The sequence below is a fragment of the Streptomyces sp. NPDC096310 genome (assembly GCF_044763125.1).
GTDB lineage: Bacteria > Actinomycetota > Actinomycetes > Streptomycetales > Streptomycetaceae > Streptomyces.
Genome location: NZ_JBIWFO010000010.1, coordinates 43,901 through 59,152 on the forward strand (window position 1 = coordinate 43,901; position 15,252 = coordinate 59,152).

Below are 15,252 nucleotides of genomic sequence, written 5' to 3' on the forward strand. Positions count from 1 at the left end.
GCCCAGATCATCCCCCTACCGCGCGGTAATCAGGTCTGGCAAGCTCGGTCCATGACTCCGTCCCCGCCCCCGCGCGCCACCGACCGCGCCCGGTACGACCGGGCGACCGCCCATCTCGACGCGCCGCTGGCGATGGTCGATCTCGACGCCTTCGACGCCAACGCCGACGACCTCGTCCGGCGGGCCGGCGGCAAGCCGCTCCGGGTGGCGAGCAAGTCGGTGCGCTGCCGTGCGCTGCTGGAGCGGGTGCTGGCCAGGGAGGGCTTCGCGGGGATCATGTCGTTCACGCTGGCGGAGTCGCTGTGGCTGGCCGGGGCGGGCTTCGACGACGTACTCCTCGCCTATCCGTCGGCCGACCGCGCCGCCTACGCGGAGCTCGCCGCGGACCCCAAGCTCGCCGCCGCCGTCACGGTGATGGTGGACGACCCGGCCCAGCTCGATCTGATCGACGCCGCGCGTGCGGGCGGCCGGGAAGAGGTGAGGGTCTGTCTGGAACTGGACACGGCCTTGCGGCTGTTCGGCGGCCGGGTCAGGATCGGCGCCCTGCGCTCCCCGTTGAGCGAGCCGGCCCATCTGGCCGAGCTGGCCAGGTCGGTGGCCAGGCGCCCCGGATTCCGGCTGGTCGGGCTCATGGCGTACGAGGGACATGTGGCCGGGGTCGGGGACTCCCTGCCGGGACGGCCGGTGCGCTCGCGCGCCGTCCGGCTGATGCAGTCCGTCGCCCGGAGGGAGCTGGCCGAGCGGCGCGCCGCGGTGGTGCGCGCGGTGCGGGCGGTCGCGCCCGGCCTGGAGTTCGTCAACGGCGGAGGCACCGGCAGCGTCCAGCACACGGCCGCCGAGGACGCGGTGACGGAGATCGCCGCGGGCTCGGGCCTCTACGTACCGCGGCTCTTCGACAACTACACCTCGTTCACGGGCCGTCCTGCGGCGCTGTTCGCCCAGCCCGTGGTGCGCCGGCCGGGCGTCGGGGTGGTGACGGTGCTGGGCGGCGGCTATCCGGCGTCGGGCCCGGCGGGCGCCGACCGGCTGCCGGTGCCGTATCTCCCGGAGGGGCTGCGGTACGACCCGCAGGAGGGGCCGGGCGAGGTGCAGACCCCGCTGCTGGGGGCGGCGGCCGACGATCTGCTGATCGGCGACAAGGTGTGGTTCCGGCACGCCAAGGCCGGGGAGTTGTGCGAGCGGTTCGACACGCTCCGGCTGGTCGAGGGCGACCGCGTGGTGGCGTCCGTGCCCACGTACCGGGGCGAAGGCCGTACCTTCCTCTGATCTCCGGCCGCGCCCGCGGGGCGTCCTTGAGCGGCGGGCGATCCCGTCCCACCGGTCCGGCGGGACGGGTCGGCCGTCCTGTCTACAGGGGGGTGACGTAGGCGCCCGAGATGCCGCCGTCGACCAGGAAGTCGGTGGCGTTGACGAAGGACGAGTCGTCGCTGGCGAGGAAGGCGACGGCCGCCGCGATCTCCTCCGCCTCGGCGAACCGGCCCAGCGGGATGTGCACGAGCCGGCGCGCGGCCCGCTCCGGGTCCTTCGCGAACAGCTCTTGGAGCAGCGGGGTGTTGACCGGCCCCGGGCAGAGCGCGTTCACCCGGATCCCCTCGCGGGCGAACTGCACGCCCAGTTCGCGGGACATGGCGAGTACGCCGCCCTTGGAGGCGGTGTACGAGATCTGCGAGGTCGCCGCCCCCATGCGGGCCACGAAGGAGGCGGTGTTGATGATGGAGCCGCGGCCCTGGCGGCGCATGTAGGGGAGCGCTGCCTTGCAGCAGAGGTAGACCGAGGTGAGGTTGACCTCCTGGACCCGCTTCCAGGCGTCCAGTCCCGTGGTGAGGATCGAGTCGTCGTCGGGCGGCGAGATGCCCGCGTTGTTGAAGGCGATGTCGACGCTGCCGTAGGTGTCGTAGGCGGCCTGGAACAGTGCCTCGACCTCCTCGGCGTCGGTGACGTCGACGCGTACGAAGGTGCCGCCGACCGCCTCGGCGGCGGCCTTGCCCGCGGTCTCGTCGATGTCGCCGCAGACGATGCGCGCCCCCTCGGAGGCGAGGCGGCGCGCGGTGGCGAGCCCGATGCCGCTGGCGGCTCCGGTGATGACGGCGGTACGGCCGACCAGGCGGCGGCAGACGATGCCGGTCGGGTCGGTCGGGTCGGTCGCGGGAGTGGTCATGGCGCTCAGACCTCCGTGCTGAGGAAGACGTTCTTGGTTTCGGTGAAGGCGGCGAGAGCGTCGGGGCCCAGCTCCCGGCCGAGTCCGGACTGTTTGTAGCCGCCGAAGGGGGTGCCGTAGCGGACGGCGCTGTGGGAGTTGACGGAGAGATTGCCCGCGGCGACGGCGCGCGAGACACGCAGGGCGCGGCCGACGTCCCGGGTCCAGATCGATCCGGCGAGTCCGTAGTCGGTGGCGTTGGCCAGCCGGACGGCGTCGGCCTCGTCCTCGAAGGGCAGGACGACGGCGACGGGTCCGAAGACCTCCTCGGTGGCGACCTCGGAGTCCGGGGCCGCGTCGGTGAGGACGGTCGGCGCGAACCAGAAGCCGGGGCCGTCGGGTGCGGTGCCCCGGATGGCCCGCGCGCTCTCGGGGACGTACGCCCCGACGCGCTCCCGCTGCGGCTCCGAGATCAGCGGGCCCATCTGGGTCTTCTCGTCGGCGGGGTCACCGACGACGACGGAGGCGACGGCGGAGGCGAGGAGTTCGAGGAACCGCTCGTGGACGTCGCGCTGGACGAGGATGCGGGTGCGGGCGCAGCAGTCCTGGCCCGCGTTGTCGAGGAAGGCCATCGGGGCGGTGGCCGCGGCCTGTTCGAGGTCGGAGTCGGCGAAGACGATGTTGGGGCTCTTGCCGCCGAGTTCGAGGGTGACGCGCTTCATCAGGGCGCCGCTCTTCGCCATGATCTGCCGGCCGACCCGGGAGGAGCCGGTGAAGACGATCTTGGCGACGCCGGGATGTTCGACCAGCGCGTCGCCCGCGACGGCGCCCGCGCCGGGCAGGACCTGGAAAAGATGCTCGGGAAGCCCGGCCTCCAGGGCGAGTTCGGCCAGCCGCAGGGCGGTGAGCGGGGTGGTCTCGGCGGGTTTGAGGAGGACGGCGTTGCCGGCGGCGAGCGCGGGGGCCGTGCCCCAGGCGGCGATCGGCATGGGGAAGTTCCAGGGGGCGATCACGCCGATCACCCCGAGAGGTTCCAGCAGGGTGATGTCCAGGCCGCCCGCGACGGGGATCTGCCGGCCGGTCAGCCGCTCCACTCCCCCGGCGCTGTAGTCGAGGAGATCGCGGACGTTGCCCGCCTCCCAGCGGGCGTTGCCGATGGTGTGGCCCGCCTCGCGGACCTCCAGCCGGGCCAGTTCCTCGGTGTGGGCGTCGACGACGGTCGCGAAGCGGCGCAGCAGCCGGGCCCGGTCCGCCGGGGCGGCGGCGGCCCATCCGCGCTGGGCGGCGGCGGCGCACCGTACCGCCGTGTCGACCTGCTCGACGGTGGTCGCGGCGATCGCCGCGATGGTCTCCCCGGTGGCGGGGTTGAGGATCTGGTGTACGGCGGCGTGGTGGTCCTGCACGTCGTTCCTCACGGGTGGTCGTTCCTCACAGACGTTCGAAGGAGCGGCGAAGCTCCCAGTCGGTCACCGCGGCGTTGAAGGCGTCCACTTCGACGCGCGCCATGTTGCTGTAGTGCGCCACCACCTCCTCGCCGAAGGCGGCGCGGGCGATGGGGCTGTTCTCCCAGAGCGTGGCGGCTTCGGCGAGGGTGGTGGGGACGTGGGGGTACGCGGCCGCGTAGGCGTTGCCGGCGCAGGGCTCGGGGAGTTCCAGTTCGTTCTCGATGCCGTGGATCCCCGCCGCGACGAGTCCGGCGACGGCGAGGTGCGGGTTGACGTCCCCGCCGGGCAGCCGGTTCTCGAAGCGCAGGGACCGGCCGTGGCCGACCACCCGCAGGGAGCAGGTGCGGTTGTCGTAACCCCAGGCGACGGCGGTGGGGGCGAAGGAGCCGGGCTGGAAGCGTTTGTACGCGTTGACGGTGGGCGCGTACAGGAGGGAGAAGTCACGCAGCGCGGCGAGCTGTCCGGCCAGGAAGTGGCGCATCACGGGGGACATCCCGCCGGGTCCGTCCCCGGCCATGGCGCCCGCGCCGTGCTCGTCCTGGAGCGAGAGGTGGATGTGGCAGGAGTTGCCCTCGCGCTCGTTGAACTTGGCCATGAAGGTGAGCGAGACGCCCTCCTGGGAGGCGATCTCCTTGGCGCCGGTCTTGTAGATGGCGTGCTGGTCGCAGGTGACGAGGGCTTCGTCGTACTTGAAGGCGATCTCGTGCTGGCCGGGGTTGCACTCGCCCTTGGCCGATTCGACGGTGAGCCCGGCGGCGGCCATCTCGTTGCGGATCCGGCGCAGCAGGGGTTCGACGCGACCGGTGCCGAGGACGGAGTAGTCGACGTTGTACTGGTTGGCGGGGGTCAGGTCGCGGTAGCCGCGGTCCCAGGCCTCTTCGAAGGTGTCCTTGAAGACGATGAATTCCAGCTCCGTGCCGACGTGCGCCGTGTAGCCGTGGCCGGCCAGGCGTTCCAGTTGGCGGCGGAGGATCTGGCGGGGCGCGGCGACGACGGGTGAGCCGTCGTGCCAGGCGAGGTCGGCGACGAGCAGCGCCGTGCCCTCGTTCCAGGGGACGCGGCGCAGGGTGGAGAGGTCGGGGCGCATGGCGAAGTCGCCGTAGCCGCGCTCCCAGGAGGACATCGCGTATCCGTCGACGGTGTTCATGTCGGTGTCGACGGCGAGGAGGTAGTTGCAGCCCTCCGTGCCGTGTTCCAGGACGTCGTCGAGGAAGAAGGGCGCGGCGAACCGCTTGCCCTGGAGCCGGCCCTGCATGTCGGGGAAGGCCAGGACGACGGTGTCGATCTCACCGGTCTCGACGAGGACGCGCAGTTCCTCGACGGAGAGCGGGGGTGTGCGGTCTGCCACGGGATTACTCCTCCTTCGGTCAGCCGGAAGGCATAAGGTATGCCTGACGACCTTTGGTTGGGAAGGGGTAACGGCGACGTGGCGAGGATGAACGAGCCGATGGACCCGTCCGACGCGAACCCGTCCGACTCGGGGACGTCCGACGCGGGGACGTCCGACGCGGACCCGCTCGCTCCGGTCCTGCGGCCCGTGCGGGCCGGGAACGGCTTCGAGGAGGCGCTGGAGCAGATCCTCCAGGTCGTCAGGCTGGGGCTGGTGGCGGCCGGGGAGCGGCTGCCCGCCGAGCGTGAGCTGGCGGGCCGGCTGGGGATCAGCCGGGTGACGCTGCGCGAGGTGCTCAAGGTCCTCCAGGACCAGGGGCTGCTGGAGAGCCGGCGCGGGCGGTACGGCGGTACGTTCGTACGGCCCCGTCCCGACGCGCCCGCGCGGGGCGCCGAGGAGGAGCTGCGGCGGCGGGTGGCGGGGGTGGACATCGAGGACGTACTGCGCTTCCGCGAGGTGCTGGAGGCCGGCGCGGCGGAACTGTGCGCGGCGCACGGGCTGACCGGCGAGCAGGCGGAGCGGCTGCGTGCGGCGCTGGCGGCGACGCACGAGGCGCCGCTCGCCGAGTACCGCAGGCTGGACACGCTGCTGCACCTCACGCTCGCCGAGCTGTCCGGGTCCGCGACGCTGACCGCGCAGTACGCGGCCGTACGGGCGGGGGTGAACGATCTGCTGGACTGCATCCCGCTGCTGGTACGGAATCTGGAGCACTCGCAGCGGCAGCACACGGCGCTGGTCGGGGCGGTGCTGGACGGCGACGCGGACAGGGCGCGCGAGATCGCGCGTGAGCACTGCGGCGGCACGGCGGCGCTGCTGCGCGGCTTTCTGGCCTGAGGGCCCGGGGGCCGATCGGGGGCGTCCGGGGCGCCCGCCGAACGCCGCGCCCCCTGGACGGCCCGGACGGCGCCCCGGACGGCCAGGACGGCCCGGTCGACCCGATCGGCCCGGACGGCGCGGCCCGCCCTGACACCGGCCCGCCCCGGCACCGGTCCGCCGTGACGCCGATCCGTAACAGCCGTTTAACGCACGGGTCTTGCGCGCGGTCCTCGCGCCAGCAATGGTATGGCCCCACACCATTACCCCGAGGCAGGAGCGGATCATGTCCGAAGGCACGGACTCGCGCACCCCACCAGCCGCCGTGGCGGACGGCGCCGCTCCCCCGGCGGCCGACTATCTCCAGCGGCGCGCCCTGCGCCGCGGCAGCGCGGGCTGGCTGCTGCTCACCGGTCTGGGCGTCGCCTATGTCGTCTCCGGGGACTTCTCGGGCTGGAACATCGGCCTCTCCGAGGGCGGCTTCGGCGGTCTGGCCATCGCCACTCTCCTCATGGGGGTGATGTACGCCTGTCTGGTCTTCTCGCTCGCCGAACTCTCCGCCATCCTGCCCACGGCGGGCGGCGGTTACGGCTTCGCGCGGCGCGCGCTGGGCACCTGGGGCGGCTTTCTCACCGGCACGGCCATCCTCATCGAGTACATCCTGGCGCCGGCCGCGATCTCGATCTTCATCGGTGAGTATGTCGAGTCCCTCCATCTCTTCGGTCTGACGGCCGGCTGGCCGGTCTATCTGGCCTGCTTCGTGATCTTCATCGGGATCCATCTCTGGGGCGTCGGTGAGGCGCTGCGCTTCAGCCTGGTCGTGACCGCCGTCGCCGTGGCGGCGCTGCTGATCTTCGCGGTCGGCGCCTTCACCGAGTTCGACGCCGGTGGCCTCAACGACATCCCCGCCGATCCGGACGCGTTCGGCTCCACCTCCTGGCTGCCGTACGGCGTGCTGGGAATCTGGGCGGCCTTCCCGTTCGGCATGTGGTTCTTCCTGGGCGTCGAGGGGGTGCCGCTGGCCGCCGAGGAGGCCAAGGATCCGGTGCGTTCGATGCCCAAGGCGCTGTCGATCTCCATGGGTGTGCTGGTGCTCCTCGCCCTGCTGACCTTCTTCGCCGCGACGGGCGCCCGGGGCTCGGCGGCCATCCAGGAGGCGGGCAACCCACTGGTGGTCGCGCTCCAGGGGGACGGCGACCCGACCCCCCTCAGCCGGTTCGTGAACTACGCGGGACTCGCCGGTCTCGTCGCCTCCTTCTTCTCACTGATCTACGCCGGGTCCCGGCAGCTCTTCGCCCTCTCCCGCGCCGGGTACCTGCCGCGATTCCTCTCCCTCACCAGCGGCCGCAAAGCCCCCTATACGGGTCTCGTCATCCCCGGCGCGATCGGCTTCGCGCTCGCGGCGGGCACCGGCGACGGTGGGCGGATGCTCAACGTGGCGGTGTTCGGCGCCACCATCTCGTACGCGCTGATGGCCCTCTCCCACCTCGTGCTGCGCCGCCGGGAGCCCGGTCTGCCGCGCCCTTACCGGACCCCCGGCGGGATGCTGACCTCGGGAGTCGCCTTCGTGCTCGCGCTGTCCGCGCTGATGGCGACCTTCCTGGTCGACAAGGACGCCGCGTTCATCGCACTGGGCGTCTATGCCGTCGCACTCGCCTACTTCACCTTCTACAGTCGGCACCGGCTGGTCGCGGCGGCCCCCGAGGAGGAGTTCGCGGCGCTCGCCGCCGCCGAGGCCGAACTCGAACGCGACTGACGACACCCGGCCCGCGCCCGAACCGCCCGTACCGACGGCCCCCGTACCCGTACCACTCGCACACGACCACCCGCGTGGAGGCACCGTGAAGCCGCTCATCGGTATCAGCACCTATCTGGAGGAGTCCACCGCGTGGGGCGTCTGGGAGCTGCCCGCGGCGCTGCTGCCCGCCGGATACCCGCGGCTCGTCCAGCGTTCCGGCGGTACGGCGGTGATGCTCCCGCCGGACGACCCGGACGCGGCGGCGTCGGTGGTGGCCCGGCTCGACGGGGTGGTGATCGCGGGCGGCCCCGATGTGGAGCCCGTACGGTACGGGGCCGCGGCCGATCCCCGCACCGGGCCGCCCGCCCGGGAGCGGGACGTGTGGGAGCTGGCCCTGATCGAGGCTGCGCTCGCCTCAGGCACCCCGCTGCTGGGGATCTGCCGGGGCATGCAACTCCTCAACGTGTCGCTGGGCGGAACCCTCGTCCAGCACGTGGACGGGCACAGCTCCCCGGTCGCCGGCTCCTTCGCCAGCCATCCGGTGAAGCCCGTTCCGCGCACCCGCTACGGCGCGCTGGTGCCGGAGGAGTTCGCCGTACCGACGCACCACCACCAGACGGTGGACCGGCTCGGCGCGGGGCTGACCGTCTCGGCGTTCGCCGCCGACGGCACGGTCGAGGCGGTCGAACTGCCGGATCCGCGGCCGGTGCTGGGCGTTCAGTGGCACCCCGAGATGGGCGAGGACACCCGCGTGATGTCCTGGCTGGTCCGGGCCGCCTCGGTCCACGCCGCTTCAGGACACGCCGCCTCGGAACGGGCCTCCTCTGACGAGGCCGCCTCGGGACGCGCCGCCTCAGAGCCCGCCGGACGGGTCCGGGGCGGCGCCGCGCGTCAGTGACAGCAGGTCGCGCGCCGGGCCGGCCGGGCGGGCCCCGGCCGGCCAGACCGCCCGCAGGTCGCGGCGGAGCCGTACGCCCGCCACCGGCACCCGGACCAGCCGGCGCGCGGCCAGCTCCTCGCCGACCGCAAGCTCACTCAGCACACAGGGGCCCTCCCCGCTGACGGCGGCGGCCTTCAGCGCGGTGGTGGAGGCCAGTTCGAGCAGGGGTCTGGCCGGGCCGCCGTACGCGCTCAGCCCGGCGTCCAGCACCTGGCGGGTGCCGGAGCCCGGCTCCCGCAGGATCAGCGGCGTCCCGGCCAGCTCGGCCGGGTCGAGCGGGGCGCGGCGGCGGGCCCACGGATGGCCGGGCGCCGTGACCACCAGCAGCCGGTCATGGCCGATGACCGCGGAGTCCAGCCCCTCGGGTGTGGCCAGCCCCTCCACGAATCCGAGGTCCGCCTCATGGCTCAGCAGCCGCTCGGCGACGGCGACGGAGTTGCCCGCGTGCAGCGAGACGGCGGTGTCGGGGCGCGCCCGGCGCAGCGCGATCAGCCAGCGCGGCAGCAGATACTCGGCGATCGTCATGCTGGCGGCGACGCGCAGCCGGGAGTCCCGGCGGCCGCGCAGCGCCTGCGCTCCCGCGTCGAACGCCTCGGCGGCCTCCACGACCCGCCGCGCCCAGTCGGTGACCAGGGTGCCCGCGTCGGTCAGCCGGGAGCCGCGCGGCGAGCGGTCCACCAGCGCCACCCCGAGCTGCCGCTCCATCGCCCGGATCCGGCTGCTCGCGGCGGGCTGGCTGATCCCGGTCTCCCGGGCGGCCCGGCCGAGGCTGCCCAGCCGGGCGACGGCGAGCAGCAGCTCCAGCGCGCCGAGGTCGGGCACCCGGTGCGAGAGCGGGGCGGCGAGCGGCTCTGCGGACATAAGTCCAGCTTATGGCCTCATAGGGGGAGCGGGGCTGGTGGGGGCCGTGGCCGGGCGGAACGCTGGGCGCATGGCCGTCCTCACACACCCCGTCCGCCCCGCCCCCGTCGTCCCGCCCGGCGCCCGGCGCCCCGCGCTGCGCCATATCGGGCCGAACTGGTACGCGACGGTGATGGGCACCGCGATCGTCGCGACCGCGGGTGCCGCCCTCCCTCCAGCCCCGCCAGGGCTGCGGCCGCTGTGGGTGGCGGTGTGGGCGCTGTCGGCGGTGGCGCTCGCCGCCGTCCTGAGCGTCCGTGCCGGGCACTGGCTGCACCACCGTGACCAGGCGCGCGCCCATCTCCTCGACCCGGCCGTGGCGCCGTTCCACGGCTGTCCCCCGATGGCGCTGCTGGCCGTCGGCGCCGCGACGCTCGCGGTGGGCCGCGACGTGCTGGGCGAGGGGGCGGCGCTCGCCGTGGCCGCGGTGCTGTTCGGCGCGGGGACGCTGCTCGGTCTGGTGGTCGCGGTGGGGATCCCGTACCTGATGGTCGTACGGCACCGCCCCGCGCCCTCGGACGCCTCGCCGGTGTGGCTGCTGCCGCTGGTCGCCCCGATGGTCTCGGCGGCGGTGGGCCCCTCGCTGGTGCCGTACCTCCCGGCGGGCCAGGGGCGTGCGGCGCTGCTGTACGGCTGCTACGCGCTGTTCGGGCTGAGTCTGCTGGCCACACTGGCGATGCTGCCGCTGGTCCTCGCCCGGCTGGTGACGTACGGCCCACTGCCGCTCGCGCTGACCCCGGCGCTGTTCCTGGTGCTGGGGCCGCTGGGCCAGTCGACCACGGCCGTGGGCCGGCTCGCGGATGTGGCGCCCTCGGCGGTGGGCGCCCCGTACGCGGGCGCCCTGTCCGCGTTCGCCGTGGTGTACGGGGTGCCGGTGACGGGGTTCGCGCTGCTGTGGCTGGCACTGGCGGCAGCGCTGGTGGTGCGGGCCGTCCGGCGCGGGATGCGGTTCACGATGACGTGGTGGGCCTTCACCTTCCCGGTCGGTACGTGCGTGACGGGCGCGGCGGGGCTGGCGCGGCACACCGGTCTCTCGGCGTTCTCCTGGCTGGCCGTGGCGCTCTTCGCGCTGCTGGTGACGGCGTGGGCGGTCGCCGCCTGGTGCACGGTGCGCGGGCTGCTCGGCGGCGCCCTGCCGGGTGCGCCCCGGACGCCCGCGCCGGAGCCGGCGCATGCCGTGTGACGCCGCGGCGTCAGCGCCGGTCGAAGGTGGCGTCGACGTCCTCGGCGACGGCGACGACCAGGATCCGGGTGCCTGGTTCTGTGGCGCGCCACCGGTGCCGTACGCCACCGGAGAGATACAGCGTGTCGCCGCGTTCCAGCCGGTAGGCGCGGCCCTCCGCCTCCACCTCGGCGGCGCCGTCGGCGATGTACATGACCTCGTCGTTACGGTGCATGTACTCCCGGCCGGTGTCCTGCTCGCCGGTGAACTCCTTGGCGTTGAGCTGGTGCCCGCCGCGCACCACGCGCCGTACGCCGGGTCCCGGCTCCGCGGCCCGGACGACATCGACCGTACGGGCGGAGTCGGCGGCGGCGTGGAGCTGCGCGGGCGTGGTCTCCAGGGCCTCGGCGACCCGGTCGAGTGAGCGGGTGCTCGGCCTGGCCCGTTCGTTCTCGATCTGGCTGAGGAAGGGCACGGACAGCCCGCTGCGGGCCGCCACCGCCGCCAGGGTCAGGCCGAGGGACCTGCGCCGCCTGCGGACGGCGGCGCCCACCCTGAGCGCTTCCTTGTCGTCCATGACTGGCTCCCTCCCGACCGGATCGTCATCCTCTCAGAGTTGACGGCCCTACAAGAGCTGTCCTCCATGATGCGCGCGGCAGAGACGGAACGGAAACGCCGGAAGGGTGGGTGCCGCACGCTGCGACACCCACCCTTCCGGGTCAACCTCCGTGATGCCTTCCGGCTACACCGGGGCCATCTTGTCCGCGATACCCGGATTGTCACCCATCCAGGCCTTGACGGCTTCCTCCTCGTGGCCCGTACCGGCCTTCTGGATCTCGTTCTCCAGGCCGGAGAGCTGCTCCTCGCTCAGCTTGAAGTTCTTGAACCACTTCGTGAGCTGCGGATAGTTCCCGGTGAAGCTCTTGTGCGCGACGGTGGTGAGCCGGTCGCCGTCACCGAACGCCTTCTTCGGGTCCTTGAGCTTGGTCAGCTCGTACTCGCTGTAGGACCAGTGAGGGCTCCACAGCGTGACCGCGATGGGCTCCTTCTTGGCGTACGCCCGCTTCAGCTCGGAGAGCATGCTGGGCGTGGAGCTGTCGACGACCTGGTACTCGCCCTTGAGACCGTACCCCGGCAGGACATCGTCCTTGAGGGCGTTCATCATCTCGGCACCGGGCTCGATCCCGACGATCCGGCCCTTGAACTCGTCACCGCGCCCCTTCAGATCGTCCAGCGACTTGACGTCCTTGACGTACGAGGGGACGGCGATCTCACGGCTGGTGGGGCCGTACCAGGAGCCGAGCTGGGTGAGGTCGTTCTGGTACTTGTCCCAGTAGCGTTTCTGCGCGTTGGGCAGCCAGCCGTCGAACTGGACGTCGATCTGGCCGCGGGACATCGCCTCGTACATCGGACCGAGTTCGAACTGCTTCAGGTTGACCGTGTAGCCGCGCTCCTCCAGGACGGTCTTCCACAGGTAGGTGGAGGCGATGGACTCCTCCCACGGGAACCACGCGACGTTCACAGGACGCTCGGTCTCGCCCGAAGTCACCTTGGCCGCCGTGCCGGAGCCGCCCGCCTTCTCGACCGGGGTCCACTTCTCGGCGAGGCCCGGGTTGGCCTTGAGCCAGGTTCGTACGGCTTCCTGCTCCTTGCCCTGGCCGGCCTTCTGGATCTCGGCCTCCAGGCTGGTGAGCTGCTTCTCGTCCATCTTGAAGTTCTTCAGCCAGGAGCCCACCTGCGGGTTGTCCTCGGAGAAGCCCTTGCGCGCCAGGGTGTGGACGCCGTCGCTCTCCGCGCCGAACGCCTTCTTCGGGTCGGCCAGCTTGGTGAGGTCGTACGTGTCGTACGCCCAGTGCGGCGACCAGAGCACCACGACGACGGGCTCCTTCTTGGCGTACGCGCGCTTCAGCTCCGCGAGCATGCCCGAGGTGGAGCCGTCGACCAGCTTGTACTCCTTGTCGAGCCCGTACGCCTTGAGGACCTTGTCCTTCAGGAGGCCCATCTCGCCCGCGCTGGGCTCGATGCCGATGATGCGGCCCTTGAAGGTGGAGCTCTTGCCCTTGAGGTCCGCGAGCGAGTTGACGCCCTTCACGTACGAGGGGACGGAGAGCTCCAGGGAGGTCTTGTCGTACCAGGCCCCCATGTCCTCCAGGTCGTCCTTGTACTTGGCCCAGTAGGAGGCGTGGGTGACCGGCAGCCAGGAGTCGGTCTGGATGTCGATCTGGCCGTTGGCCTGGCCGGTGTAGAGCGATCCCGCCTCGTACTGCCGGGCGTCGACCTCGTAGCCGCGCTGTTCCAGCAGTTCCTTCCAGAGGAAGGTGGAGGCGATGCCCTCGTCCCAGGGGATGTACCCCATGCTGATCTTCTTGCCCTGGCCGACGTTGCCCGCCTCGTTCGTGGTGGACGCCGAGGAGCCGCCGAACAGGCCGATGCCGCCCGCGGCGAGCGCGAGAACGAGAACGCCCGCGATCGCGACGACGGGCTGGGGACGGTGCTGCCAGATCTTCAGACCGCCACTCGCCTCCTTGGCCTTGGCCAGGATGCGGCGGCCGACCGGGGAGACCTGGAGGCTGAGCGCGCCGGTGATCCGGTCCAGGTAGACGGCGAGGATCACGACGGAGAGGCCCGCCTCGAAGCCGAGGCCGACATCGATGTTGCCGAGCGCCCGGTAGACGGCGCCACCGAGGCCGCCACCACCGACCATGCCGGCGATGACCACCATGGACAGGCCCAGCATGATGACCTGGTTGATCCCCGCCATGATCGTCTGGAGGGCCAGCGGGAGCTGGACCCGCAGCAGGGTGTTGCGGGGCGTGGTGCCGAATGCCTCGGCCGCCTCGACCAGCTCCTCGTCGACCTGCCGGATGCCCAGCTCGGTCATCCGGACACCGGGCGGCAGGGCGAAGATGATCGTGGCGATGATGCCGGGCACCGCGCCGATGCCGAAGAAGACGACACCGGGGATCAGGTAGACCATGGCGGGCATGGTCTGCATCAGGTCGAGCACCGGCCGGATCAGCGAGCTGACCGTCTTGGAGCGCGCCGCCCAGATACCGAGCGGCATCGCGATGGCCAGCACCACGATGGTCGCGACCAGCACCAGCGAGAGCGTCTCCATCGCCTCGCCCCACAGCTCCATCGAGTCGATGAGCGCGAAGCCGACGAAGGCGAGGGCACCGGCGCTGAGGCTCCGCATCCACCAGGCCAGGACGGCGAATATTCCCGCGAGGAGCAGCGGCTCCGGCGCGGAGAGTACGGCGTTGATGGCGTCGTACAGGTGGGAGACGACCCAGCCGATCGCGTCGAACAGCCAGGCGAAGTGGTTCTGGAGGAACTCGACAGCGTTGTCGACCCAGTCACCGAGGGGCAGCCTAGGCACTGGCGACCGCCTTGTCCGTGCCGGTGCCCTTGACGGCCGCGCCCTTGGCGGGTGCGGCCGTGGCGTCCTTGGCCGGGGCGACCGGGGCGAGGGCGTCGGCGGGCGTCATCGGCTCGCCGAGGACGGCGAGCAGCCGCGCACGCGGGACGACCCCGACGAGGCCACCCGCGTCGTCGGCGACGGCGACGGGCACGCCGCTGGTCGAGCAGGGCGTGAACAGCTCGATGATCGGGGTGGACTCGGTGACGGTGGCGGGCGCGGCGGCCAGGACGTCCTGGGCGGTACGCAGCTCCTTGCCGGAGTCCGTGACGGTGCCGAAGGCGGTCTCCGGGTCGGCCATGATGGCGCCCGCTGTGAGCACCCGCGAGCGGTCGACGTCCTGGGTGAAGGAGGCGACGTAATCGTTGGCCGGGGTGACGAGGATGTCCTCGGCGCTGCCGAGCTGGACGATCTCCCCGTCGCGCATGACCGCGATCCGGTCACCGAGGCGCATGGCCTCGTTGAGGTCGTGGGTGATGAACACGATGGTCTTCTTGAGCCGTTTCTGGAGTTCGAGGAGCTGGTCCTGCATATCGCGGCGGATCAGGGGGTCGAGTGCGCTGAAGGACTCGTCCATCAGCAGCAGATCGGCGTCGGTGGCGAGCGCGCGCGCCAGGCCGACACGCTGCTGCATGCCGCCCGACAGCTCGTCGGGCCAGGACTTCTCCCAGCCGCCCAGACCGGTCATCTCCAGGGCCTCGGCGGCGCGTTTCTCGCGCTCCGCGCGCGGCACGCCCTGCACCTCCAGCCCGTATCCGGCGTTCTCCAGAACGCTGCGGTGCGGGAAGAGCGCGAAGTGCTGGAAGACCATGCTGATCTTGGTGGAACGGACGTGGCGCAGCTCCGCGGGGGGCAGGGCGGTCAGGTCCTGACCGTCGAAGAGCACCTGGCCCGAGGTGGGCTCCAGGAGTCCGTTGAGCATGCGCAGCAGCGTGGACTTGCCGGATCCCGAGAGACCCATCACCACGAAGATCTGGCCGGGCTCGACCGAGAACGAGGCATCGATCACCGCTGCGGTCGTACCGTCGGCGCGAAGCTCTTCACGGTCCGTACCGTTCTTGAGCTTCGTCACGGCTTCGTCCGGTCGTCTGCCGAATACCTTGTACAGGTGATCGGCTTGCAGCCTGGTCACATACACCTCACGGGTTGAACGGAAAAACGGCCCGTCACCCCCGCGGGCGGGCCGTGGAGCGGACGGATTCGGTCCGTCCACCGGGGACGACGCGTGAAATTCGTCCTTGGCTGGCTCCGGGAGCGCGCATGCCCGTCCTTACACAAGGCAAACAATTAAGTGACACAGGTCACACGA

12 protein-coding genes are annotated in these 15,252 nt (G+C 71.9%); 5 read left to right on the forward strand and 7 right to left on the reverse strand.

Translation table 11 applies throughout. The features are described from left to right. Positions 1 to 51: 51 nt before the first annotated feature. A complete protein-coding gene (locus ACIQ7D_RS20270; RefSeq protein WP_403939378.1) occupies positions 52 to 1,266 on the forward strand; it encodes an amino acid deaminase/aldolase in 1,215 nt (404 codons plus the stop codon). An 82-nt stretch (positions 1,267 to 1,348) separates the two neighbouring features. Here ACIQ7D_RS20270 and ACIQ7D_RS20275 read toward each other — a convergent pair whose 3' ends face one another. Genes ACIQ7D_RS20275 through ACIQ7D_RS20285 form a run of 3 tightly spaced genes read right to left on the reverse strand, consistent with a single transcriptional unit; the run spans position 1,349 to position 4,930 of the window. Next, complete coding sequence (locus ACIQ7D_RS20275; RefSeq protein WP_403939379.1) at positions 1,349 to 2,158, reverse strand: 3-oxoacyl-ACP reductase; 810 nt, start codon at positions 2,156 to 2,158, stop codon at positions 1,349 to 1,351. Positions 2,159 to 2,163: 5 nt separating this feature from the next. Continuing rightward, positions 2,164 to 3,552 (reverse strand): aldehyde dehydrogenase family protein, encoded by a 1,389-nt coding sequence (locus ACIQ7D_RS20280; protein ID WP_403939381.1) that lies wholly within the window; start codon positions 3,550 to 3,552, stop codon positions 2,164 to 2,166. Positions 3,553 to 3,565: 13 nt separating this feature from the next. Further along, positions 3,566 to 4,930 carry a glutamine synthetase family protein gene (locus ACIQ7D_RS20285; protein WP_403939382.1) on the reverse strand — a complete coding sequence of 455 codons (1,365 nt, stop codon included), beginning with the start codon at positions 4,928 to 4,930 and terminating at the stop codon, positions 3,566 to 3,568. A gap of 99 nt (positions 4,931 to 5,029) precedes the next feature. On the opposite strand from ACIQ7D_RS20285, the gene ACIQ7D_RS20290 reads away from it, so the two are divergent. The 3 genes from ACIQ7D_RS20290 to ACIQ7D_RS20300 all read left to right on the forward strand — a co-directional run bounded on the left by ACIQ7D_RS20290 (position 5,030) and on the right by ACIQ7D_RS20300 (position 8,421). Beyond that, positions 5,030 to 5,806, forward strand: coding sequence for a FadR/GntR family transcriptional regulator (locus tag ACIQ7D_RS20290; protein WP_403939687.1), 777 nt, complete (start codon positions 5,030 to 5,032; stop codon positions 5,804 to 5,806). 265 nt (positions 5,807 to 6,071) lie between these two features. Then, positions 6,072 to 7,541 (forward strand): ethanolamine permease, encoded by a 1,470-nt coding sequence (gene eat / locus ACIQ7D_RS20295; RefSeq protein WP_403939384.1) that lies wholly within the window; start codon positions 6,072 to 6,074, stop codon positions 7,539 to 7,541. 85 nt (positions 7,542 to 7,626) lie between these two features. Continuing rightward, on the forward strand, positions 7,627 to 8,421 hold the full coding sequence (locus ACIQ7D_RS20300; protein ID WP_403939386.1) for a gamma-glutamyl-gamma-aminobutyrate hydrolase family protein: 795 nt from the start codon (positions 7,627 to 7,629) through the stop codon (positions 8,419 to 8,421). Here the strand turns inward: ACIQ7D_RS20300 and ACIQ7D_RS20305 are convergent. Continuing rightward, a complete protein-coding gene (locus ACIQ7D_RS20305; RefSeq protein ID WP_403939388.1) occupies positions 8,377 to 9,324 on the reverse strand; it encodes a LysR family transcriptional regulator in 948 nt (315 codons plus the stop codon). The genes ACIQ7D_RS20300 and ACIQ7D_RS20305 overlap by 45 nt on opposite strands. Before the next feature lie 70 nt (positions 9,325 to 9,394). On the opposite strand from ACIQ7D_RS20305, the gene ACIQ7D_RS20310 reads away from it, so the two are divergent. Continuing rightward, positions 9,395 to 10,546: a TDT family transporter gene (locus ACIQ7D_RS20310; protein ID WP_403939390.1), complete on the forward strand. Its 1,152-nt coding sequence runs from the start codon at positions 9,395 to 9,397 to the stop codon at positions 10,544 to 10,546. 10 nt (positions 10,547 to 10,556) lie between these two features. Here the strand turns inward: ACIQ7D_RS20310 and ACIQ7D_RS20315 are convergent, their stop codons facing one another. From ACIQ7D_RS20315 to ACIQ7D_RS20325, 3 genes are all read right to left on the reverse strand, one after another. Further along, entirely contained in the window at positions 10,557 to 11,102 is a 546-nt protein-coding gene (locus ACIQ7D_RS20315) for a helix-turn-helix domain-containing protein (protein WP_403939392.1), read from the reverse strand. 165 nt (positions 11,103 to 11,267) lie between these two features. Then, entirely contained in the window at positions 11,268 to 13,904 is a 2,637-nt protein-coding gene (locus ACIQ7D_RS20320; RefSeq protein WP_403939394.1) for an ABC transporter permease/substrate binding protein, read from the reverse strand. Beyond that, on the reverse strand, positions 13,897 to 15,075 hold the full coding sequence (locus ACIQ7D_RS20325; RefSeq protein WP_403939395.1) for a glycine betaine/L-proline ABC transporter ATP-binding protein: 1,179 nt from the start codon (positions 15,073 to 15,075) through the stop codon (positions 13,897 to 13,899). Before ACIQ7D_RS20325 ends, ACIQ7D_RS20320 begins: the two co-directional genes overlap by 8 nt. Positions 15,076 to 15,252: the final 177 nt, after the last annotated feature.

Excerpts from the sequence above, each read along its gene's own strand:
- ACIQ7D_RS20315 (WP_403939392.1), bottom strand. The coding sequence starts at position 11,102 with ATGGACGACAAGGAAGCGCTCAGGGTGGGCGCCGCCGTCCGCAGGCGG.
- ACIQ7D_RS20290 (WP_403939687.1), top strand. The coding sequence starts at position 5,030 with ATGGACCCGTCCGACGCGAACCCGTCCGACTCGGGGACGTCCGACGCG.
- ACIQ7D_RS20270 (WP_403939378.1), top strand. The coding sequence starts at position 52 with ATGACTCCGTCCCCGCCCCCGCGCGCCACCGACCGCGCCCGGTACGAC.
- ACIQ7D_RS20275 (WP_403939379.1), bottom strand. The coding sequence starts at position 2,158 with ATGACCACTCCCGCGACCGACCCGACCGACCCGACCGGCATCGTCTGC.
- ACIQ7D_RS20305 (WP_403939388.1), bottom strand. The coding sequence starts at position 9,324 with ATGTCCGCAGAGCCGCTCGCCGCCCCGCTCTCGCACCGGGTGCCCGAC.
- ACIQ7D_RS20310 (WP_403939390.1), top strand. The coding sequence starts at position 9,395 with ATGGCCGTCCTCACACACCCCGTCCGCCCCGCCCCCGTCGTCCCGCCC.
- eat (WP_403939384.1), top strand. The coding sequence starts at position 6,072 with ATGTCCGAAGGCACGGACTCGCGCACCCCACCAGCCGCCGTGGCGGAC.